The 22,898-nt window shown below is 66.9% G+C and carries 18 protein-coding genes; 10 read left to right on the top strand and 8 right to left on the bottom strand.

Annotated elements, in window-relative coordinates; genetic code table 11:
- Positions 1-57 precede the first annotated feature (57 nt).
- Genes upp through FBT96_RS01055 form a run of 4 tightly spaced genes read right to left on the bottom strand, consistent with a single transcriptional unit; the run spans position 58 to position 3,624 of the window.
- A complete protein-coding gene (upp, locus tag FBT96_RS01070; RefSeq protein ID WP_136904555.1) occupies positions 58-690 on the bottom strand; it encodes a uracil phosphoribosyltransferase in 633 nt (210 codons plus the stop codon).
- Positions 691-701: 11 nt separating this feature from the next.
- Positions 702-1,913, bottom strand: a complete 1,212-nt coding sequence (locus tag FBT96_RS01065) for a phosphopentomutase (RefSeq protein WP_136904554.1) — start codon at positions 1,911-1,913, stop codon at positions 702-704.
- The gene (locus FBT96_RS01060; RefSeq protein WP_136904553.1) at positions 1,913-3,232 is read right to left on the bottom strand and encodes a thymidine phosphorylase; all 1,320 of its coding nucleotides are present in this window, start codon (positions 3,230-3,232) and stop codon (positions 1,913-1,915) included. The genes FBT96_RS01065 and FBT96_RS01060 overlap by 1 nt, the downstream gene beginning before the upstream one ends.
- Positions 3,232-3,624, bottom strand: coding sequence for a cytidine deaminase (locus tag FBT96_RS01055; protein ID WP_136904552.1), 393 nt, complete (start codon positions 3,622-3,624; stop codon positions 3,232-3,234). The genes FBT96_RS01060 and FBT96_RS01055 overlap by 1 nt, the downstream gene beginning before the upstream one ends.
- Before the next feature lie 138 nt (positions 3,625-3,762).
- On the opposite strand from FBT96_RS01055, the gene FBT96_RS01050 reads away from it, so the two are divergent.
- From FBT96_RS01050 to FBT96_RS01035, 4 genes are all read left to right on the top strand, one after another.
- Positions 3,763-6,042, top strand: a complete 2,280-nt coding sequence (locus FBT96_RS01050) for an NADP-dependent malic enzyme (protein ID WP_136904551.1) — start codon at positions 3,763-3,765, stop codon at positions 6,040-6,042.
- 202 nt (positions 6,043-6,244) lie between these two features.
- Positions 6,245-8,140, top strand: coding sequence for a propionyl-CoA synthetase (locus FBT96_RS01045; protein ID WP_136904550.1), 1,896 nt, complete (start codon positions 6,245-6,247; stop codon positions 8,138-8,140).
- A gap of 146 nt (positions 8,141-8,286) precedes the next feature.
- Positions 8,287-9,807 carry an ATP-binding protein gene (locus FBT96_RS01040; protein ID WP_136904549.1) on the top strand — a complete coding sequence of 507 codons (1,521 nt, stop codon included), beginning with the start codon at positions 8,287-8,289 and terminating at the stop codon, positions 9,805-9,807.
- Entirely contained in the window at positions 9,804-11,180 is a 1,377-nt protein-coding gene (locus tag FBT96_RS01035; RefSeq protein WP_136904548.1) for a sigma-54-dependent transcriptional regulator, read from the top strand. Before FBT96_RS01040 ends, FBT96_RS01035 begins: the two co-directional genes overlap by 4 nt.
- Here the strand turns inward: FBT96_RS01035 and FBT96_RS01030 are convergent.
- The gene (locus tag FBT96_RS01030) at positions 11,177-11,938 is read right to left on the bottom strand and encodes an NAD kinase (RefSeq protein WP_136904547.1); all 762 of its coding nucleotides are present in this window, start codon (positions 11,936-11,938) and stop codon (positions 11,177-11,179) included. The genes FBT96_RS01035 and FBT96_RS01030 overlap by 4 nt on opposite strands.
- 196 nt (positions 11,939-12,134) lie before the next feature.
- On the opposite strand from FBT96_RS01030, the gene glyA reads away from it, so the two are divergent.
- Together glyA and FBT96_RS01020 are read left to right on the top strand one after the other, a co-directional pair.
- Positions 12,135-13,427 carry a serine hydroxymethyltransferase gene (gene glyA / locus FBT96_RS01025; RefSeq protein ID WP_136904546.1) on the top strand — a complete coding sequence of 431 codons (1,293 nt, stop codon included), beginning with the start codon at positions 12,135-12,137 and terminating at the stop codon, positions 13,425-13,427.
- A gap of 82 nt (positions 13,428-13,509) precedes the next feature.
- Positions 13,510-14,292: an alpha/beta fold hydrolase gene (locus FBT96_RS01020; RefSeq protein WP_136904545.1), complete on the top strand. Its 783-nt coding sequence runs from the start codon at positions 13,510-13,512 to the stop codon at positions 14,290-14,292.
- A 6-nt stretch (positions 14,293-14,298) separates the two neighbouring features.
- On the opposite strand, the gene FBT96_RS01015 is transcribed toward FBT96_RS01020, so the two are convergent.
- The 3 genes from FBT96_RS01015 to FBT96_RS01005 form a co-directional block, all read right to left on the bottom strand.
- Positions 14,299-14,787, bottom strand: coding sequence for a cytochrome b (locus FBT96_RS01015; protein WP_136904544.1), 489 nt, complete (start codon positions 14,785-14,787; stop codon positions 14,299-14,301).
- A gap of 138 nt (positions 14,788-14,925) precedes the next feature.
- Positions 14,926-15,108, bottom strand: a complete 183-nt coding sequence (locus FBT96_RS01010) for a CTP synthetase (protein WP_136904543.1) — start codon at positions 15,106-15,108, stop codon at positions 14,926-14,928.
- A gap of 135 nt (positions 15,109-15,243) precedes the next feature.
- A complete protein-coding gene (locus FBT96_RS01005; RefSeq protein WP_249306191.1) occupies positions 15,244-15,648 on the bottom strand; it encodes a hypothetical protein in 405 nt (134 codons plus the stop codon).
- 298 nt (positions 15,649-15,946) lie between these two features.
- Between FBT96_RS01005 and FBT96_RS01000 the strand changes: the two genes are divergently transcribed.
- The 4 genes from FBT96_RS01000 to FBT96_RS00985 all read left to right on the top strand — a co-directional run bounded on the left by FBT96_RS01000 (position 15,947) and on the right by FBT96_RS00985 (position 22,710).
- Positions 15,947-17,059: an efflux RND transporter periplasmic adaptor subunit gene (locus tag FBT96_RS01000; RefSeq protein WP_136904542.1), complete on the top strand. Its 1,113-nt coding sequence runs from the start codon at positions 15,947-15,949 to the stop codon at positions 17,057-17,059.
- A gap of 10 nt (positions 17,060-17,069) precedes the next feature.
- Positions 17,070-20,141, top strand: coding sequence for an efflux RND transporter permease subunit (locus tag FBT96_RS00995; RefSeq protein ID WP_136904541.1), 3,072 nt, complete (start codon positions 17,070-17,072; stop codon positions 20,139-20,141).
- A 342-nt stretch (positions 20,142-20,483) separates the two neighbouring features.
- Positions 20,484-21,689 (top strand): aminopeptidase P family protein, encoded by a 1,206-nt coding sequence (locus FBT96_RS00990; RefSeq protein WP_136904540.1) that lies wholly within the window; start codon positions 20,484-20,486, stop codon positions 21,687-21,689.
- 172 nt (positions 21,690-21,861) lie between these two features.
- Entirely contained in the window at positions 21,862-22,710 is an 849-nt protein-coding gene (locus FBT96_RS00985) for a L,D-transpeptidase (RefSeq protein ID WP_136904539.1), read from the top strand.
- Positions 22,711-22,898: the final 188 nt, after the last annotated feature.

Genomic DNA, 22,898 nt, shown 5'->3' with positions numbered 1-22,898 from the left:
GAAAAACTGCAGCACAATTGTTGCAGAGTAAAGGAAAATCGGCCGCAGCCGCTTCCGCTATTTGGTGCCGAACATCCGGTCGCCCGCATCCCCTAGACCCGGCACGATATACCCGTGATCGTTCAGATGGCTGTCGATCGAGGCCGTGACGATCGGCACATCCGGATGCGCGGCCCGCATCCGCGCGACCCCCTCGGGCGCAGCAAGCAGGCACAGGAAGCGGATGTTTTTCGCGCCCTTGTCCTTCATCAGCTGCACCGCCGCGGCCGAGCTGTTCCCCGTCGCCAGCATCGGATCGACGACGATCACCATCCGGTCTTCCAGTTCCGCGGGCACCTTGCAGTAATATTGCACCGGCTGCAGCGTGTCCGGGTCGCGGTAAAGCCCGACGAAACCGACCCGCGCCGCCGGTATCAGCTCCAGGATGCCATCCAGAAGCCCGTTCCCCGCCCGCAGGATCGAGATCAGCGCCAGTTTCTTGCCCTCAAGGATCGGCGCGTCCATCTGGCACAGCGGCGTGTCGATCCGCTTCGTCGTCAGGTCCAGCCCGCGCGTCACCTCATAAGCCAGAAGCAGGCTGATTTCGCGCAAAAGCTGGCGGAAGGAGGCGGTGGAGGTGTCCTTTTCCCGCATCAGCGTCAGCTTGTGCTGCACCAGCGGGTGATCGACGACGGTGACCTGTTGATCCATGGTCTGTCCTTTCAAAGAAAACTGCGGCCGGGCCCTTCGGCGGCCACGCCCAGATGCGCCGCGACCGACGCGCCGATGTCGGCATAGGCGACCTGCCCCACCGGGCGCAAGCCAAGCCCGTGCCCCAGCACCGGCACGCGTTCGCGGGTGTGATCGGTGCCCGACCACGTGGGGTCATTGCCGTGATCGGCGGTGAAAAGCGCCAGATCGCCCGGGCCGAGCGTCGGCAGGAAGCGGCCCAGACAGGCGTCGAACCATTCGAGCGCGCGGGCATAGCCCGCAACATCGCGCCGATGCCCCCAGAGACTGTCGAATTCGACGAAATTGGCGAAGGTCAGGCTGCCCTCTTCGGCCTCGGACCCCAGCCGGATCAGATGCTCCATCAGCTCGGCGTCATTCTTGCCCTTGTGCAGATGGGCGATGCCGCGATGGGAGAAGATGTCGCCGATCTTGCCGATGGCATGGGTGACACGGCCTGCGCCCTGAACCCAATCGAGCAGGGTCGGCGCAGGCGGCGCAATGGCGAAATCGCGCCGGTTCGGGGTGCGGGCAAAGGCGCCGGGCGGGCCGGTGAAGGGCCGCGCGATGACGCGGCCCACCTTCATCGCATGCAGCCTTGGCGCGACATCGCGGCACAGCTGCAAGAGCCGCTCAAGCCCGAAGCTTTCTTCATGTGCGGCGATCTGGAAGACAGAGTCGGCCGAGGTGTAGCAGATCGGCCAGCCCGTGCGCAGATGGTCTTCGCCCAAGGCCTCGATGATCGCCGTGCCGGGGGCGTGGCAATTGCCAAGGATCCCCGCGGTGCCCGCGGCCTTGGCCACGAAATCCACCAGATCGGGCGGAAAACTGTCCCTTGTTTCAAGGAAATAATGCCAGTCCCAGGGCACCGGCACGCCTGCCAGTTCCCAATGGCCCGAGGGCGTGTCCTTGCCGCGCGACACTTCCGTCGCCGCGCCCCAAAGCCCCTGCGGCGCGGCGCCCAGCCCGGCCGGGCGCGTGCCGCTGGCCAGCTCCACCGCCGCCGAAAGGCCAAGCGCGTCGAGATGCGGCAGGGTCAAGGGCCCGGAGCGCCCTTCCTCGGCCCGGCCCGCGGCGCAGGCCTCCGCGATATGGCCCAGCGTGTTCGCCCCGGTGTCCGGACGGCCCTCGTTGAAAAACGATCCCGCATCCGGGGCGCCGCCGATGCCGACGGAATCCATCACGATCAGAAAGGCACGCGCCATCACAGCTCCTCCGGTCCGATCCGGCAATGGATCAGCGGCGGTTCCTCGGGCGGGTCTTCGGAGAGCTGATAGGCCGCCAGAACCGCCGCCACCGCGCGATCGGCGCGGGCCTGATCGGGGGCATGGACCAGCGCCAAAGCCTCGCCGCGGGCCATTTCCTCGCCGATCATCGCCTGCCCGGTCAGCCCGACCGAGGGGTTGATCCGGTCCGTGCCGACCAGCCGCCCGCCGCCCAGCCGCACCACCGCCTCGCCCAAAGCCCGCCCGTTCACCCGCGCGACAAAGCCCGCCCGCGGCGCGGGCACCGGCACGATCAGCGGCGCCGCCGGAAGCCGGTCGGGGTAGCGTTCGACGAAATCCAAAGGCCCGCCCAAAGCCGCCACCATCCGCCCGAAGATCTCGGCCGCCCGGCCGCTTTCGATCGCCGCATCGATCAGCGCCGCGCCATCGTCCAGGCTTTCTGCCCTGCCCGCCAGCATCAGCACCTCGCCGCCCAGCGCCGCCGTCACATCCCAAAGCGCCTCGTTCACCGCAGAGCCGGTCAAGGTCTCCATCACCTCGAGCACTTCCAGCGCATTGCCCGCCGATTGCCCCAGGCTCTGGTTCATGTCGGTCATCAGGGCCGAGGTCCGGACCCCCGCGTCATTCGCCGTCTTCACCAGACTTTCGGCCAAGGCCCGGGCGTCTTCGGGTGTCGCCATGAAGGCGCCCGAGCCGACCTTGACATCGAGCACCAGCGCATCAAGCCCGACGGCCAGTTTCTTCGACAGGATCGAGGCGGTGATCAGATCGATGCTTTCGACCGTGCCCGAGATGTCGCGGATGCCGTAAAGCCGCTTGTCGGCCGGGGCGATCTCCTCCGTGGCGCCGACGATGGCGCAGCCGACCTCGGCCACGACCTTGCGCAACACCGCGATGCCGGGCAGCGATTTGTAGCCGGGGATCGCCTCCATCTTGTCCAGCGTGCCGCCGGTATGGCCCAGCCCGCGCCCGGAAATCATCGGCACATAGACGCCACAGGCCGCCAAGGCCGGGGCCAGCAGCAAGGACACGGAATCGCCGATGCCGCCGGTCGAATGCTTGTCGACCACCGGGCCGGGCAGATCCCAGCGCACCACCTGCCCCGAATCCCGCATCGCCTGCGTCAGCGCCACCCGACCGCCGGGCCCGATGCCGCGGCACAGGACCGCCATCGCGAAAGCCCCGGCCTGCGCGTCGGACACCGTGCCATCGGCCAGGCCGCGCGCAAACCACGCGGCCGCCTCGGGCGAAAGCCCGGCACCGTCGCGCACCGCCATGATGATCGAACGGGCATCCATCAGACATTGTCCATGTGGCTGGCGTCGAACCGGCCCGGCAGCAGATCGCCGATCGTGGTGTCAAGCCGCGCCCCCGCCGTGGTGCCCAGCGTCACCGGCACATGACCGCGCCCGAACTCGGCCAGTTTCTGCCGACAGCCGCCGCAGGGCGGCACCGGCGCCGGGCTGTCGGCGATCACCGCGACCTCGATCAGCTCGGTCTCGCCCGCCGCCACCATCGCGGCAATGGCGCCCGCCTCGGCGCAGGTGCCCTCGGGGTAAGCGACGTTTTCCACGTTCACGCCGCGGTAGATCGTGCCCGAGGCCCCGCGCACCGCCGCCCCCACCTTGAATTTCGAATAGGGCGCATAGGCATTCTCGCGCACGTCGCGCGCGGCATCGAGCAGGGACATGTCCGCCTCCGGCATGGGTTTCGGCCCGATCCTGCGCCGCGCCGGGCGGCAGCGCAAGGGGGGGACCTGCTTGCGCTATCAACGCTTTCCGGCGATCTGGAATTGGTTTAAGGCTGAACCATCTTCAGGGAGAGGCTCATGACCGACGAACGTCACCCGCCCGCGCGCCATCCGGCGCTGGATTACCACGAATATCCGAAGCCCGGGAAGCTGGAAATCCGCGCCACGAAGCCCTTGGCGAACGGGCTTGACCTGAGCCGGGCCTATTCGCCGGGCGTGGCCGAAGCCTGTCTGGAAATCAAGGCCGACGCCAGCACCGCGGCGCGCTATACCGCCCGGGGCAATCTGGTCGCCGTGGTGACGAACGGCACCGCCGTTCTGGGGCTGGGCAATATCGGGCCGCTCGCCGCCAAGCCGGTGATGGAGGGCAAGGCGGTCCTGTTCAAGAAATTCGCCAATATCGACGCCTTCGACATCGAGGTGAACCAGCCCGACCCGGAAAAGCTGGCCGATCTGGTCTGCGCGCTGGAGCCGAGTTTCGGCGCGATCAATCTTGAGGACATCAAGGCCCCCGATTGTTTCATCGTCGAGCGGCTCTGCCGCGAACGGATGAAGATCCCGGTCTTTCATGACGATCAGCACGGCACGGCGATTGTCGTTGGCGCGGCAGCAACGAATGCGCTGCGCATCGCGGGCAAGCGGTTTGAAGACATCAAGATCGTCTCGACCGGCGGCGGCGCGGCGGGGATCGCCTGTCTGAACATGCTGGTGAAACTGGGCGTGCGGCGCGAAAACGTCTGGCTGTGCGACATTCACGGGCTGGTCTATCAGGGCCGCGAAGTGGACATGAACCCGCTCAAGGCCGCTTACGCGCAGCCGACGACGAAGCGGACGCTCGATGACGTGATCGAGGGGGCGGACATGTTCCTGGGCCTCTCCGGTCCGGGCGTGCTGACGCCCGATCACGTGGCGCGGATGGCACCCGGGCCGATCGTCTTCGCGCTGGCGAACCCGACGCCGGAAATCCTGCCCGATGCCGTGCGATCGGTCGCGCCCGAGGCGATCATCGCCACCGGCCGCAGCGATTTTCCCAATCAGGTCAACAACGTCCTGTGCTTCCCCTTCATCTTCCGCGGCGCGCTTGACGTGGGGGCGACAACGATCAACGACGAGATGCAGATCGCCTGCATCGAGGGGATCGCGGCGCTTGCCCGCGCCACCACCGCCGCCGAGGCCGCGGCCGCCTATCGGGGCGAGAAGCTGACTTTCGGCCCCGATTACCTGATCCCGAAACCCTTCGACCCGCGCCTGATCGCCACCGTCTCGACCGCCGTCGCCAAGGCCGCGATGGAGACCGGCGTCGCCACCCGGCCGCTTGCCGATCTGGACGCCTATCGGCGCAAGCTGGAAGGCTCGGTCGTGCGCTCGTCGCTGCTCATGCGGCCGGTCTTCGAGGCCGCCGCCACCGCCGCCCGCCGCGTCGTCTTTGCCGAGGGCGAGGATGAGCGGGTGTTGCGCGCGGCGCAGGCGATGATCGAGGAGACCACGGTGAAGCCGATCCTGATCGGCCGCCCCGAGGTGATCGAACGGCGGGCGGAACGGGCGGGGCTCTCGCTGGTGCCCGGCCGCGATTTCGAGGTGGTGAACCCCGAACACGACGCCCGCTATCGCAGCTATTGGGAGACCTATTTCGGCCTGATGGCGCGGCGCGGCGTGACGCCCGATCTGGCGCGGGCGATCTTGCGCACCAACACCACCGCCATCGGCGCGATCATGGTGCATCAGGGCGATGCCGACAGCCTGATCTGTGGCACGTTCGGGCAATATCTGTGGCACCTGAACTATGTCCGGCAGGTGCTGGCGCGGGGCGGGCTGCATCCGGTCGGTGCGCTCAGCCTGATGATCCTGGAAGACGGGCCGCTGTTCATCGCCGATACCCATGTGCATCACGAACCGACGCCCGAGGAGATCACCACGACGGTGATGGCGGCGGCGCGGCACGTGCGCCGGTTCGGTCTGGCGCCGAAGGTGGCTTTGTGTTCGCACAGCCAGTTCGGCAACCTTGACACCGACTCGGGCCGGCGGATGCGCGCGGCGCTGGAGCGGCTTGACGCCCGCGAACCGGATTTCGTCTACGAGGGCGAGATGCATATCGACGCCGCGCTCGAGCCGCAGATTCGCGCCCGGCTGCTGCCCGAATCGCGGATGGAGGGCGCGGCGAATGTGCTCGTCTTTGCCAATACCGACGCCGCCTCGGGGGTGCGCAACATTCTGAAGGCAAAGGCGAACGGTCTGGAGGTCGGGCCGATTCTGATGGGGATGGGGAACCGGGCGCATATCGTGACCCCCTCGATCACCACGCGCGGGCTTCTGAACGTGGCCGTGCTGGCCGGAACCCCGGTGGCCGCCTACGGCTGAACCTGCAAAGTGAAGCAAATTTGCAAAACGCGCTTCGCTTTCGCACCACCCTTCAAAAACACACGCCATTTGCAAAAGTTTGCGGCGGAATTCCCGCCGCATTCTGCAAATTTTCGGGCCAACCGTGCAGCTGCAGCGGTAACATTCTTGCACAAACCTTTCCGCCTGCGTAACAAGCTTGCAAGTTTGGAGGAGGGATACCATGGGATACAAGGAAGTCTATTCCGCGTGGCAGGCGGACCCGGAAGGGTTCTGGATGGATGCGGCCAAGGGCATCGACTGGGTGCAAAGCCCCTCCAAGGCCTATTTCGAGCAGGGTCCGGCCGGGGAATGGTTCGCCGATGCGATGGTGAACACCTGCTTCAACGCGGTGGACCGTCACGTTCTGGCCGGTCGCGGCGATCAGATCGCGATCATGCACGAAAGCCCGATCACCCATTCGACCAAGGGCATCACCTACAAGGAATTGCAGGCCCGCGTGTCCAGCCTGGCAGGCGCGCTGCGCATGCGCGGCGTCGAAAAGGGCGACCGCGTCATCATTTACATGCCGATGATCCCCGAGGCGCTGGAGGCGATGCTGGCCTGTGCCCGTCTGGGCGCGATCCACTCGGTCGTCTTCGGCGGGTTCGCGGCGCATGAACTTGCGGTGCGGATCGACGACTGCACGCCGAAAGCGATCATCGCGGCCTCCTGCGGTCTCGAACCCGGCCGCGTCGTGCATTACAAGCCGCTTCTGGATGCCGCCATCGAACAGGCCACCCACAAGCCCGAATTCTGCGTCGTCTTCCAGCGCGAACAAGAGGTTGCGAAGCTGGTCGAGGGCCGCGACTTCAGCTGGCACGGCTTTCAATATGGCGTGAAACCGGCCGAATGCGTGCCGGTCGAGGGCAGCCACCCGGCCTATATCCTGTATACCTCGGGCACCACCGGGGCGCCGAAGGGCGTCGTGCGGCCGACCGCGGGCCATCTTGTGGCGCTGAACTGGTCGATGAAGGCGATCTACAACATCGAGGCCGGGGACCGGTTCTGGGCCGCCTCGGACGTGGGTTGGGTCGTCGGCCACAGCTATATCTGCTACGCGCCGCTGCTGGCTGGCGCCACCACCGTCGTCTTCGAAGGCAAGCCCGTGGGCACGCCGCATCCGGGCGTGTTCTGGCGGATCATCCAGAACCACCGCATCAAGAGCTTCTTCACCGCGCCGACCGCGCTGCGGGCGATCCGCCGCGAGGATCCGAACGGCGAATACATCAAGCGCTACAAGCTGCACGAGATGCAGGCGCTGTTCCTTGCGGGCGAACGCGCCGATCCGGAGACGGTGAAATGGGCGCAGGAACATCTGGGCGTGCCGGTGATCGACCACTGGTGGCAGACCGAAACCGGCTGGGCGATTGCGGGCAACCCGCTTGGCATCGAGCTTTTGCCGGTCAAGGTCGGCTCGCCGACGAAGCCGATGCCGGGCTATGACGTGCAGGTGCTGGACGAGGGCGGCCATCCGGTGGCCCCGGGCACGCTGGGCGCCATCGCGATCAAGCTGCCGCTGCCGCCCGGCACGCTGCCGACGCTGTGGAATGCCGATGACCGCTTCAAGAAAAGCTACCTGTCGCATTTCCCGGGGTACTATGAAACCGGCGACGCGGGCTATATCGACGAAGACGGCTATGTCTACATCATGGCGCGGACCGATGACGTGATCAACGTCGCGGGCCACCGGCTCTCGACCGGGGCGATGGAAGAGGTTCTGGCCTCGCACAAGGACGTGGCCGAATGCGCCGTGATCGGTGTGGCCGACGAACTCAAGGGCCAGCTGCCGATGGGCTTCCTGTGCCTGACCAAGGGCTGCACCCGCCCGCATGCCGAGGTGATCAAGGAATGCGTGCGGCTGGTGCGCGACCAGATCGGCCCGGTGGCGGCGTTCAAGCTGGCGGTTGTCGTCGATCGCCTGCCGAAGACGCGCTCGGGCAAGATCCTGCGCGGCACGATGGCGAAGATCGCCGACGGGCTCGAGTACAAGATGCCCGCCACGATCGACGACCCGGCGATTCTCGACGAGATCACCGCGGCGCTGCAAGCGATCGGCTATCCCGAAAAGGCGGCCTGACATCGGACCGGCGGGGCCCCAGGGATGCGGGGCCCCGTTAAAATTCTTGTAAAACGTGTGTATCTCAGCTTCTTTAGCGTGCCCCGCAGTCTCGGGACTTGATTTGCGAACGCCGGGCGGGAAGATGGGCCGGTCGGGGTATCGTCATGAATGAAATTGGTCTGCCCTCCGATGGCGCCCGCCGCGACGCCTCGGAAAACAAGGCTCAGATTGCGCGCATCATGCTGCTTGGGCATGATCTGCGCGCCGCTGTCTCCGACATTCTGGGCGGGCTGCATCTTCTGGCCGACGAGGATCTGAGCCCCGGCATGCGGCTGCAATTCGAACGGATGCGGGCCGCGGGCGAGGACATGGCCCGGCTGATCGAGGAAGGCTTCGAGATCGTCACCGATCAGGCCGTGGGGCCGCTGCGCCAGACCGTGCAGCTGGCGCGGCTGCTGTATGATCTGGAAATGCGCTGGACCGGGCGGGCGCAGGAAAAGGGCCTCGGCTTTCACGTCGCCATGGCCCCCGACGTGCCGGTGCTGGTGCGGCTCGACCGGATCGCGCTGGAACGCGTTTTGTCGAACATGCTGTCGAATGCGGTGAAATACACCGATCAGGGCGCGGTGCGGCTGGCGCTGACGGTCGAGGGCGAGACCCGGCTTCTGTTTTCCGTGCTCGATGACGGGCCGGGCTTCGATCCGGATCTGCGCGGGCGGCTGTTCCGGCAAGGGGCGCGGGGCGAGGTTCCGGGCAAGGCGGGCAACGGGCTTGGCCTGTTCATCTCGCGCGACATGGCGCGACGGCTCGAAGGCCGGATCGAGGTCTCGAACCGGGCCGAGGGCGGCGCCTGCGTGGCGCTGTCCTTGCCGCTTGCGGGGCTGATGCCGCCCGAGATGGCGATCGACACCCCCCTGCCCGATCTGAGCCGGATGCGGGTTCTGGTGGCCGAGGACAGCGCGCTCAATCAGGCGGTTCTGGGGCATATGCTCTCGGCGATGGGGGCGCATTGCGACAGTGCCGCCGACGGGGTCGAGGCGCTCGAGATGCTCGACAACGGCAGCTACGATCTGGCGGTGATCGACGCCGAGATGCCGCGGCTGTCCGGGCTTGATCTGATCCGCACCCTGCGCGCCAGCGGCGGGCGGCACAGCGCGATTCCGGTCGTGGTCTGCACCGCCTATGTGCTGCGCGCCAACCGCGAGGCGATCGTCGCCGCCGGGGCGGATGCGATCGTCTCGAAGCCGATGACGGCGATCGAACCGCTGGCCGAGGCGATCACCCAGGCGCTGGAACGGCATGATGGCGACGGCCACCGGCCCTGCCCGCCGATCGTCGACGAGGCGGTGTTCGAAGCGCTTCTGGGCATCGCCGGTCCGGACGCGGCGCAGGAATTGCTGACCCGGCTGATCGCCGATCTGAGCCGGGTCGAACGCGGTCTGGTGGCGGGGCTCTCGGCGCCCAATCTGGCCATCGTGCGGGCCGACAGCCATGTGCTCCTGTCGGTGGCGGGCGCGGTGGGCGCGGTGCGGCTGCAGGAGCTGGCCGAAGAGCTTTGCGCCGCCGCCCGGCGCGAGGATACGATCGCGATGCAGCTGATCGGCCGCTCGGTGCTGACGCAGATCGACCGGCTGATCGCCTATGCCGGACGTCGTCAGCGTCAGTTCGAAAGGGTCGAGGCATGAACCTGCCGCTTCAGCTGCCTGACGGGCCCGACATCCTTCTGGTCGAAGACACCGCCTCGATGCGGACGATCTATGAATCGCACCTGCGGCGGGCGGGCTATCGCACGGTCTCGGCGGGCACTGCCGCCGAGGGGCTGGAGATGTTCCGGGTGCATCCGATTTCGGTGGTGCTGCTCGATCTGATGCTGCCCGACCGCGACGGGCTCGACCTGCTCCTTGATCTGCTGCAGATGCGCCCCGAGACCTCGGTCGTGGTGGTCGCGGCCGAGCGCTCGATCGACCGGACGGTGACGGCGATCCGGCGCGGCGCGCTGGATTATCTGGTCAAGCCGGTGACGGAATCGCGGCTGATGGAGGCGGTCGAGGCGGCACGGCGGGCGGCAAACCTGGCGCATCCGCCGCATTCCGCCGCCGCCCGCGCGCCGCTGCCCGATTTCATCGGCCAGTCCGCGCCGATGCACGAGGTCTATGACCGCATCCGCGCCGCCGCCCGCTCGATGGCACCGGTCTGCATCTGCGGCGAAAGCGGCACCGGCAAGGAGCTGGCGGCGCTGGCGATCCACCGGCTTTCAGAGCGGGCGCAGGGGCCGTTCATCACCCTCGATTGCGGCGCGATCCCGCCCGACCGGCTTGAATCCGAACTGTTCGGCCATCGCCGCGGCGCCTTTGTGGGCGCCTTGTCGGACCGGCCGGGCGCGGCGGAACTGGCCGATGGCGGGACGCTGTTTCTGGACGAGGTGGGCGAGCTGCACCCGACGCTGCAACCGCGTCTGCTGCGCTTCCTGCAAAGCGGGCTGGTGCATCCCCTTGGCGCCGAAGCCGCGCGGCGGGTCAATCTGCGCATCGTTTCCGCCTCGACCCTGCCGCTGGCCGAGGCGGTGACGACGGGGCAGCTGCGCGAGGATCTGTTCTACCGGCTGCAGGTGGTCGGGCTGCAGATGCCGCCGCTGCGCCGCCGCGGCGACGATATCGTGCCCTTGGCCGAAAGCTTCCTGGCGCGGTTCGCCGCGATCGAGGGGCGGCGCTTCACCCGGATCTCGCCCGAGGCGATGACGCTGTTGCGGGCCTATCCCTGGCCCGGCAACGTGCGGGAATTGTCAAACGTGCTGCGCGCGGTGACGGTGCTGCACGAGGGCGAGGAGCTGACCGCCGCGATGCTGCCCGCCGAACTCGCCCGCCCGGCCCCGGCCGCGTCGGGTGCGGGCCGAACGACTGTCCCCGACCTCTCCGGCCTGACGCTGGCCGAGGTCGAACGCGCGGCGATCGAGGCGGCGCTGGCGCGCAATGACGGCGCCGTGCAAAGGGCCGCCGCCGATCTGGGCGTCGCGCCCTCGACGCTTTACCGCAAGCTGGAAAGCTGGCGCACCGATTAGGCGAATTGCTCGCGCATCAGCCGTTCTTCCAGCCCGTGACCGGGATCGAAGAGGATGCGGTGGGTGATCGTCGGCTCGGACCGGATCTCGACCCACAGCACCGGCTTGACAGACCGGCTGTCGGCATCGGCCATCACCGGGCGCTTGTCGGGTTCAAGCACGTCAAAGCGCACGGTGGCGGAACTGGGCAGGATCGCCCCCTGCCAGCGCCGCGGCCGGAACGGCGCGATCGCCGTCAGCGCCAGCACGTCGGACCCGATGGGCAGGATCGGCCCATGCGCGGAATAGTTGTAGGCGGTCGATCCGGCGGGCGTCGAGACGATGGCGCCGTCCGAGATCAGCTCCTCCATCCGCACCCGGTCGTTGACCGAAATCCGCAACTTCGCCGCCTGCGGACCGGCGCGCAAGAGCGAGACCTCGTTGATCGCCAGTTCCTCGCGGATCACCCCGTCGGCGGTCTTCGCCCGCATCGCCAGCGGGTTGATCAGCGCCTCTTCCGCCGCGGCCAGCCGGTCGGGCAGATCGAAGACGCGGTAATCGTTCATCATGAAGCCGACCGAGCCGCGGTTCATCCCGTAGACCGGCAGCCCCGATCCGGCATGCAGGCAGTGCAGCATCATGCCGTCGCCGCCCAGCGCCACGATCACATCGGCCTCGACCAGCGACGCCTGACCGTAGCGGGCGGCAAGATCTTCGAGCGCCTCCTGGGCGCTGTCGGCCTGCGAGGCCGCGAAATGGATCTTGCTGGGTCGGTCCACGGCCTGCCTCCGGTCTTTGCTTGGTGTGACAAGCCGGGGAACGAATGACAAGCCCGTTCGGCGCCGGGACCCGTTTCCTGCGGCGCAGATGTCGCGCGCCCGTGACGCGCCAAAATGCCCGTTTGTCGCTTTGGGCGCTTTCGGGGCGGGGAATTCTGCGATAAACGGACCACGACCTTTGCCTTTGGAGTTGCCCATGACCGATCAACGCGACGCCGGGTTCTTTACCGAGACCCTTTCCAGCCGTGACCCCGCGCTTTTCGCCGCCATCCGTGGCGAACTTGGCCGCCAGCGCGACGAGATCGAACTGATCGCTTCGGAAAACATCGTCTCTGCCGCGGTGATGGAAGCGCAGGGCTCGGTGATGACGAACAAATATGCCGAGGGCTATCCGGGCAAGCGCTACTATGGCGGCTGCCAGTTCGTCGATGTCGCCGAAGAGCTGGCGATCGCGCGGGCCTGCGAGCTGTTCGGCTGTTCGTTCGCCAACGTGCAACCGAATTCGGGCAGCCAGGCGAACCAGGGCGTGTTCACCGCGCTTCTGAAGCCGGGTGACACCATCCTGGGCATGAACCTCGCCTCGGGCGGGCACCTGACCCATGGCGCGGCGCCGAACCAGTCGGGCAAATGGTTCAACGCCGTGCAATATGGCGTGCGTCAGCAGGACTGCCGGATCGACTATGACGAAGTCGCCCGTCTGGCGAAAGAGCACACTCCGAAGCTGATCATCGCGGGCGGCTCGGCGATTCCGCGGCAGATCGATTTCGCGAAATTCCGCGAGATCGCCGACAGCGTCGGCGCCTATCTGATGGTGGACATGGCGCACTTTGCGGGCCTCGTGGCCGGGGGCGCGCATCCCTCGCCCTTCCCGCATGCCGATATCGCCACCACCACCACGCACAAGACCCTGCGCGGTCCGCGTGGCGGCATGATCCTGACCAACAACGAAGAGATCGCGAAAAAGATCAATTCGGCGATCTTCCCGGGGATTCAGGGCGGGCCGCTGATGCATGTGATCGCCGCCAAGGCCGTCGCCTTCGGAGAAGCGCTGCGCCCCGAGTTCAAGGTCTATGCGCAGCAGGTCATCTCCAACGCGCAGGCGCTGGCCGATGAGCTGATGAAGGGCGGTCTTGATATCGTCACCGGCGGCACCGACACCCATGTGATGCTGGTTGACCTGCGCCCGAAAGGGGTGAAGGGCAACGCCACCGACAAGGCCCTGGGCCGCGCGCATATCACCTGCAACAAGAACGGCATCCCGTTTGACCCGGAAAAACCGACCGTGACCTCGGGCATTCGTCTGGGCACGCCCGCGGGCACCACCCGCGGCTTCAAGGAAGAGGAATTCCGCCAGATCGCCCGGATGATCATCAAGGTCGTCGACGGGCTGGCCGCGAATGGCGAAGAGGGCAACGACGCCATCGAAGCCGAAGTGCGCGCGGAAGTCTCGGCGCTTTGCGCCAAGTTCCCGCTCTATCCGGCGCTCTGATCGCGTCAGCAGATCGGAAAGGCCCCCGGTTTCGGGGGCCTTTTTCATTGTCCGGCCGCCGCCTGCGCGCTAGACCCGGGCCATGCTGAGTTTTACCGCCCATGGCCCCGACACCGCCCTGCCGCCGCTCTTGATTGCCCCGGGTCTTTTCGGCTCGGGCCGGAATTGGGGCGTCATTGCAAAACGGCTTTCCGCCGGGCGCAAGGTGCTGGCGCTGGATCTGCGCAATCACGGCGACAGTTTCTGGAATGACAGCCACACCTATCCCGATCTGGCCGCCGATCTGGCCGCGGTGATCGAGGCCGAGGGCCGCGCCTGCGACGTGATGGGGCATTCGATGGGCGGCAAGGCGGCGATGTGGCTTGCGCTGACCCGGCCGGCTCTCGTCGCGCGGCTGGTGGTGGCCGACATGGCCCCGGTGCCCTATTCCCACGGCGCCAGCCATGCCGGGTTGATCGCGGCGATGCAGGCGATGAAGCTCGATGATCTGACGACGCGCAGCGAAGCCGACCGCCGTCTGGCCGAGACGGTGCAAGACCCCGGCACCCGGGCCTTTTTGCTGCAATCGCTGGAGCTGCGCGAGGGGCCGGTGCGCTGGAAGTTCAACCTGACGGCGCTGGCGGCGAACCTCTCCGCGATCCTGGATTGGCCCGCGCCCCTGCCCACAGGCGCCAAACCCTTCGACGGGCCGACGCTGTTCCTTTATGGCGCGGCTTCGGATTATGTCCGCCCCGAAAGCCATGAAAAAATCCGCGCGCTTTTCCCGCACGCGGATTTCCAATCCGTCGCAGGCGCGGGCCACTGGCTGCATGCCGAACGCCCGCGCGAGGTGGAAACGGCCGTGGAAAGCTTCCTTGGCCGATAGGACCGCTTATTCGGCCTTCATCATCCGGCGGATGATGTGGTTCTTCAGCACGAACTGACCCTTCACCGCACCGGCGACATGGATCAGGATCAACAGCAGCAGCACCAGTTTCAGCACGTTGTGCACACCGGCGGCCGGGCCGACCAGACCGAACCAGGCGGTGGCGCCGCTGACCACCATCAGCGCCAGCACAAGATACATCGTGTGCTGCACGCCCGAAGCGACCTTGTTCATCACCGGGCTGCCCGAATCGAGCGGCGCGGGGGCGCCGTGGCGCAGGCGCAGCACCAGACGCCAGATCACCAGCGCACAGATCGTCAGGCCGGTCATCACATGGAAGACCACGGCCGGGTTGAAGGGGGTGGGCTCGTTCGACATCCATTTGCCGAAGGCCTCGGCGATGTTCTCGCCCAGCAGGAATTGCGGAATGATCAGCACGGCAACCGCCCAGTGCAGCAGGATCTGGGTGCGGCTGTATCCTTGGGAAACGGGCATGGGGACCTCCTGGCGGGTTTCCGGAAATGAAACGGGGCAGGAAAGGCTTGCACAGCCCCTCTCGCCCCGCAAGCGGATAGATCAGCGCAGGCGCGGCCCCCGTCCCGGCGCCACGGCCCGCGGCCGATCGATCCGGGATCAGGCCTCGTTGATCTTGCCCGCCACGATCCAGGCGACGGGCAGGGCCGCGACAAAGCCGATGACGGCGGCATAGATCATCGTTTTCATGTCATACATGTTCATCGTCAGCGCCACGACGATGAGAACGCCGGCCACGGTCGGGCCGACAAGGGCGTAGATGATGCCAAAAAGGCGGGTCATGGGTTCCTCCGGTGCAGCGCGTTTCATGCAAAAGATGCTATGTTTGCACGTGACCCGGCCTTGATCTGGGTCATGCCAGGCCGCGACAGCCCCGCCGTCAGGCCGCGACGGAACGCCGCAGCCGCGTGGTCTCCGTCAGGGGCAATCCAGCTGGAACCGCGCCTCTCCGGTGTCGCCGGGCAGCGAGGGCGAGCGGTAGATCCCCGCGGCAGGTCCGGTGACCTTGCAGCCCGAGGCCTGCTCGGCCGCGACGGTCATCAGCCCCGGCACCGCCCCGCGCGCGGCGCGCGACAGATAGCCCAGCCGGATCACCTCGGCGTTTTCGCCCTTCACCAGAACCGCAAAACGAATGCCCTGCAGCGTGACATCGTGCCGGGTGGCGCCAAAGAACGGCGGCGCGGGCGAGGCGCCGCAGCCCGAAAGCAGCAGCGCCCAAAGCAGCGTCCCGCACAGCCGCGATGCCGGAAGCCGCCGCGGCGTCGCGACGGGACCAGAGGCGGAATCGACAGGCAGGCAGGGGACAATCGGGTCGGACAGCATCGCAACCTCCGGGCGGGGCGGGCGGACGGCACGGGCCCAGCTTGACGCATTCTGGTTAATCAAGCGTTAAAGTGACCCGTTGGGGCAGAGTTTCGCCCCCGCGGCGGGGCGATCCGCGCCGGTTTCGGGCCAAAGCGGGGCGGCGGGGCAACTGTGCGGAATTGCAGGAATCCGGTGGCTTGTCTTTCGGCTTTTCGCACCACATGTTGAGCCGAGAAACCTCCCGCTCCGAGCCTGTCCGAGCGGGGATGCGTGGCTTTGTGTCGCGCCTGTTCACGTCCCGACTGCGGAGCCGCCCATGATCAAACGTCTGCTCATCGCCATTGTCGCCCTTGTCATCGTGGCGGGGGGGATCATCGGCTACAACCTGTTTGTCGGCAAGATGATCGCCGGCATCTTCGCCAACATGAAGGCCCCGCCCGTCGCCGTCTCGGTGACCAAGGTGGTTGCGGCCGACTGGCAACCCGGCCTCGCGGCGATCGGCACCGCCGCCGCCGTGAAGGGCACCGATCTGGCCACCGAAGCCGCGGGCATCGTGCGCGAGATCCGCTTTGCCGCGAATGACCGCATCGAAAAGGGTCAGGCGCTGGTGCAGATCGACGACCGGCAGGAACGCGCCGATCTGGATTCGGCGCGGGCCGCGCTGACGCTGGCCGAAACCGCGCTGGCCCGGGCCAAGGAACTGCGGCAAAAGGGCGTTTCGGCGACCTCGGCGCTGGATGAGGCGGAGGCGGCGGCGATCGAGGCCCGCGCCACCGTGGCGAAACTGGAAGCGACGCTTTCGACGAAGCAGCTGACCGCGCCCTTTGCGGGCACGATCGGGATTCCGAAGATCGAGATCGGGTCCTATGTGACGCCGGGCACCGTCTTTGCGACGCTGCAGGACCGCTCGCGGATGCGGGTCGATTTCACCCTGACCGAAAGCGATGTCGCGCTGGTCACGCCCGGGATGGCGGTCACCGTGACCTCGGAAGTGGGCGATGTCTCTGTCGAGGGCAAGATCACCGGCATCGAGCCGAAGATCGACCCGAATTCGCGGCTGGTGACCTTGCGCGCAGATGTGCCGAACGAGGGCGAGAAGCTGACGCCCGGCCAGTTCCTGCGGGTGCGCGTGGCGCTGCCGGTCGAAAAGGACGTGATCGCGCTGCCGCAGACGGTGGTGTCCTCCAGCCTTTACGGCGACAGCGTCTTTGTCGTGCGCGAGGAAAAGGCCGAAGGATCGGACACGGCCGGGCTGCATGCGCGGCAGGTCTTCATCAAGGTGGGCCGGCATTTCGACGACAAGGTCGAGATCCGCACCGGGCTGCAATCGGGCGATCTGGTGGTGAACGCGGGGCAGAACAAGCTGTCCTCGGGCGCGACGGTCACGATCGACAATTCGCAATCCCTGCCCGGCGTGGGCGGAAACTGAGGGCCGCGGGATGCATTTTTCCGAACTCTTCATCCGCCGCCCCGTCCTGTCGATGGTGCTGGGCGCCTTCATGCTGCTGCTGGGCTTTCAGGCCTTCATGAGCCTGCCGGTGCGGCAATATCCGAAGGTGGACGAGACCGTCGTCACCATCACCACCACCTATCCCGGCGCCGCCCCCGAGCTGATCCAGGGCTTCATCACCGCGCCGATTTCGGCCGCCGTCGCCACGACGGAAAACATCGACTACGTGACCTCGACCTCGATGCCCTCGGTGTCGCAGGTCTCGGTCAACATGAAGCTGGGCGCAGATCCCGACACCGCCCTGACCGAGGTTCTGTCGAAGGTGCAGCAGGTGCGCGGGCAGCTGCCTTCGGAGGCCGAGGATCCGGTGATCGTCAAGGGCACCGGCCAGACCTTTGCGCTGATGTATCTGGCGGCGCTGAACCCGAACATGACGACGGAACAGCTGACCGAATATCTGGAACGGGTGGTCCGGCCGCGCATGTCGACGATTCCGGGCGTTGCGGAAATCGAGGTGATCGGCGCGGCGAATTACGCGATGCGGGTCTGGCTTGACCCGATGAAGCTGGCGGCGCGGGGCGTGACTGCTTCGGAAGTTCTGGCGGCGATCAAGGCCTCCAACTATCTGGCCGCGCCCGGCAAGACCGAGAACGAATTCGTCACCAAGTCGATCACGCTGAAATCGACGCTGCAAACCCCCGAGGCCTTCGGTGCCCTGCCGATCCGCGCCGAGGGCGATGCGGTGGTGCGGCTGCGCGATGTGGCGCGGGTGGAACTTGCCTCGGATGACAGCGGCGAGATCGTCACCTTCAACGGCGCGCGGGGGACCTTCATCGGCCTGTCGCAGACGCCCTCGGCCAACCCGCTCGATACCGCCGCCGCGGTGCGCGCGGAGCTGCCGAAGATCGCCGACACCCTGCCCGAGGGCATGACGATCGAGCTGGTCTATGACACGACCGAACAGATCTCCGCCTCGATCACCGAGGTGTTCAAGACCATCGCCGAGGCCGTCGCCATCGTCGTCGTGGTGATCTTGCTGTTCCTTGGCTCGATCCGCTCGGTGGCGATGCCGATCGTCACCATCCCGCTCTCGCTGGTGGGCGTGATGGCGGTGCTGCTGGCGCTTGGGTATTCGATCAACCTTTTGACGCTGCTCGCCATGGTGCTGGCGATCGGGCTGGTCGTCGATGACGCGATCGTCGTGGTGGAAAACATCCACCGCCACATGGAAGAAGACGGGATGAAACCGATCCCCGCCGCCGTGCAGGGGATGAAGGAGATCACCGGCGCCGTCGTCGCGATGACGATCACGCTGGCCGCCGTGCTCTCGCCCTTGGCCTTTACCGGGGGCGTGACGGGGGCGCTGTTTCGCGAATTCGCCTTCACTCTTGCGGGGTCGGTGATCCTGTCGGGGGTGATCGCACTGACGATCACGCCGATGATGGCGGGTCGCATCCTGAAAGAGGGCCATGCCACCGGCTTTGCCGCCTTCGTCGACCGCACCTTCGAGCGGTTTGCGAATTTCTACGAACGCCGCGTTGCCGGGTCGCTGAAATACCGGCCGGTGACGCTGCTGGTGGTCGCGGTTCTGGTCGGCACGATGGGCTTCATGTTCCAGCGCACCGCGACCGAACTGGCCCCCGACGAGGATCAGGGCGCGGTGATCGCCATGGTGCAGGCGCCGCGCTATGCCACCGCCGATTATACCGCGCATTACATCGACCGGCTGGGACAGGCGACCAAGGACATCTCCGAGGTCCGCACCGCCTTTTCGATCGCCGGTTTCGGCGGCTCGGACAGCATGGGGATCTATATCTGGGCGCTCGACAAATGGGCGGACCGCGACCGCTCGCAGGAACAGGTGCAAAAGGACATTCAGGCCGCGATCGACGCCTCGACCGGCATGGAGGGCTTCGCCTTTGCCCCCCCCACCCTGCCGGGCGCGGGCGGCGGGCTGCCGATTTCCGTGGTGGTGCAGTCGATCTACGGGGCGGACCGGGTCGCCGAAGTGGCCGAGGAAATCCGGCAAAGGGCGCAGGCGACGCACAAGTTCATCTTCGTGCAGAACTCGCTGAGCTTCGATGCGCCCGAGGTCCGGGTGACGATCGACCGCGACCGGGCGGCGGCGCTGAACGTGCCGATCTCGGACATCGGGGCGACGCTGGGCCTGCTGGTCGGCGGCGGCGCGGTGGCGCAGTTCGACCGCGATTCCAACAGCTATGACATCATCTTGCAGGTGCCCAAGGACTACCGCGGCAACCCCGAGGATCTGGGCCGCTATTTCGTCCGCGCCGCCAGCGGCGAGATGGTGCCGCTGTCGTCCGTGGTGAAGATCGACACCGGCTCGATGGCCTCGAAGGTGGAGCAGTTCAACCAGCTGAATTCGGCGACGATTTCGGCGCTGCCGATCCCCGGGCAATCCTCGGGTGACGGGCTGGCGGCGATCATCCAGATCGCGAACGAGGTGATGCCCGAGGGCTTCTTCCTGGATTATTCCGGCCAGTCGCGGCTGGAACAGACCCAGGGCAACACGCTGATGATCGCCTTTGCCGCCGCGGTTCTGGTGATCTATCTGGTGCTGGCCGCGCAATTCGAGAGCTTCCGCGACCCCTTCATCATCCTGATGTCGGTGCCGCTGACGATCTTCGGCGCGGTGCTGCCACTCAACCTCGGGCTTGGCACGCTGAACATCTATTCCCAGGTGGGGATGATCACGCTGATCGGGCTGATCACCAAGCACGGCATCCTGATGGTGGAATTCGCCAACCAGCAGCGCGAGCACCACGGGCTGAACCGGCAGGACGCCATCGTTCTCGCAGCGAAGACCCGGTTGCGGCCGATCCTGATGACCACCGCCGCGATGGCGCTGGCCGTCGTGCCGCTGGTGATCGCCGATGGCGCGGGGGCGGCGGCGCGCGAGGCGATGGGGATCGTGATGTTCTCGGGCCTGCTGATCGGGACGATGTTCACGCTCTTCGTCGTGCCGATGTTCTACACCTTCATCGCGCCCTCGGATGCGGCGATGAAGGCCGCCGAGGAAAAACGGCTGGCGGCGGGCTGAGCCTGCCGCCCGAGACGCAACGACGGTCGCAAGACCGCTTGTGCAAGGCACAACAGAGGCCAGCGCCCGCCATGAGCGGGGCGGGCGCTGGCCGAGGGCCTTCGGGCCCCCGGCGGTCGCGGGGCAAATGCTGCGCGTGGCCTCGGCGATGGCCTCGGCCATGACACGCGGCACGCCCCCCTCCCCAAGCCCCTTGCCAGCCGCCCTGCCCTTTGGCATGCTTGCCCCGAGCCGTGGCGATGGCGTCGCCACCGGGCCATCTGCCCGATGCTTGCGGGGATCTCCCGCCTACGTCCTGAACGCCGGGATCTTTCGGGGTCCCACGGGCCCAAAGGACAGATCATGCAAAGACCCGAATTCTACACCTGCGAAAACGGCCCCAAGGCGGTGCTGCCCTTCGCGGCCGCCGAATACGAGGCCCGTCTGGCGGGCCTGCGCGACATCATGGAGCTGCACGGCCTTGATGCCGTGCTGCTGACCTCGATGCACAACATCGCCTATTACTCGGGCTTCCTTTACTGCAGCTTCGGCCGCCCCTACGGGCTGGTGGTGACGCGCGACCGGTCCGTGGTGATCTCGGCCGGGATCGACGCCGGGCAGCCGTGGCGGCGCTGCCATGGCGAAAGCCTGACCTATACCGACTGGGCGCGCGACAATTACTGGCGCGCCGTCGTCCATGTGATCGGCACGGGCAAGGCCGTGGGCTGCGAGGCCGACCACCTGACCATGCTGAACGCGGAAAAGTTCAGCCACTTCCTGAAGCCGAAACGCGGATTGGACATCGCGCCCGCGACGATGACGCAACGGCTGGTGAAATCCGAGGCCGAGATCGCGCTGATCACCCACGGCGCCGCGGTGGCCGATGTCGGCGGCTATGCGATCCGCGACACGATCCGGGAAGGCATCCGGGAAATCGACGTCGCCATGGCGGGCCGCGACGCGATGGAGGCCGAGATCGCCAAACGCTTCCCCGAGGCCGAATACCGCGACACCTGGGTCTGGTTCCAGTCCGGGCTGAACACCGACGGCGCGCACAACCCGGTGACGGGGCGGGTGCTGAAACGCGGCGACATTCTCAGCCTCAACTGCTTCCCGATGATCTCGGGCTATTACACCGCGCTCGAACGCACGATGTTCCTGGGCGAGGTCGATCCGGCCAGCCTGAAGATCTGGGAGGCGAACCTCGCCGCGCATGAATACGGCATGTCGCTGCTGGTGCCGGGCGCCGTCTGTTCCGAGGTGACGCAGAAGATCAACGCCTTCTTCGCGGACCGCGACCTGCTGCAGTATCGCACCTTCGGCTATGGCCATTCCTTCGGCGTGCTGTCGCATTACTACGGCCGCGAGGCGGGGCTGGAACTGCGCGAAGACATCGACACCGTGCTGGAACCCGGCATGGTGATTTCGATGGAGCCGATGCTGACCCTGCCCGCAGGCATGCCCGGCGCGGGCGGCTACCGGGAACACGACATTCTGGTGATCGGCGAAGACGGCGCCGAGGACATCACGAAATACCCCTATGGCCCCGGTTTCAACCTGGTCGGATAAGATCGGCGGGGGCGGCAGGCGCCGCCCCTTTCGCCACAGAGAGCGGAAATTTCACGGTTTTCGCGATCACAACCACGCGAGGGCTTGACCTTGGGGCGGCACCACCCCCTGATCGACGCTCATACGCTCCGCTGACGCGGGGATTCGCTCATTTCACGACAGGTGCTGCCCCGTGTCCCGTCTTCCGCTTGCCTTCCGTGCCCCGCTTGCGGGCGTTTTGACCCTTGCGCTGCTGGCGGGCTGCGCCGCCGATCCCAAGGCGGCAGGCGCCCCGTCGCTGCGGGGGGTGCCGCCCGAATATCAGGCCCGCCCCGACGGCGACCGCGTCGTGCCCGCGGTGAACCCGGTCTATCTGACGGAACGCAACCGCCGCCGCTGGGTCGACTATGCCGGTTCCGAGGGCAAGGACACGATCGTCATCGACCCCTATGCGCGGGTGCTTTACCACGTCGTCGAACCGGGCAAGGCGATGCGCTTCGGCATTGCCGTCGGCAAGGCGGGCCGGGGCTTTTCCGGCGCGGCGGTGGTCGGGCGGAAGGAAGAATACCCGTCCTGGCAACCCACCGCGCGGATGGTCCGCGCCGATCCGGCGCTTTACGGGCCGCTGGCGGGCGGGCTTGCGGGCGGGCTCGACAACCCGCTCGGCGCGCGGGCGCTGTATCTCTATCGCAACGGCGGCGACACCTATTACCGCATCCATGGCACGATGGACCCGAGTTCCATCGGCAAGGCCACCTCGGCGGGCTGCATCCGGCTGTTCAACCAGGACATCATCGACATGTTCGACGAGGCGCCGCTGGGAACGCGGGTCAAGGTCCGCAGCCTCGCCGAAAGCCTGGAGCTGGAAGGGCCGATGCATGAGCTGCACACCGGCTATGTCGTGCCCGAGGCCGAGGTGGCGCTGATCGCCGCCGATGACGCCGCCTGGGCCGCCGGTCAGATCACCGATCCGGCGGTGCTGGAAGCGCAGCAGCACGCCGCCGCGGTCGCGGCCGCGCGGAAGGCCGGGGCCGGAAACTGACCGGACGGGCCGAAACCCGGCCCCTGGCGGGCCGGTCACGCCGGCCTCGGGCGGCCGGGGCTCTGCCCCGGACCCCCGGATATTTCCCCCAAGGTGAAACAGGCGCGACGGCCCGGCTTGCGGCTGCGGCGGATGCTGCATCGCGGCGTTGTCACTTTGCATTTACCGAATGGAACGGGTAGGAAGCG

The sequence above is a fragment of the Rhodobacter capsulatus genome, from assembly GCF_005144475.1.
Taxonomy (GTDB): Bacteria; Pseudomonadota; Alphaproteobacteria; order Rhodobacterales; family Rhodobacteraceae; genus Rhodobacter; species Rhodobacter capsulatus_C.
Note: the sequence above shows the minus strand (reverse complement) of the source record. Positions and strands in the feature narration are given on the sequence as shown.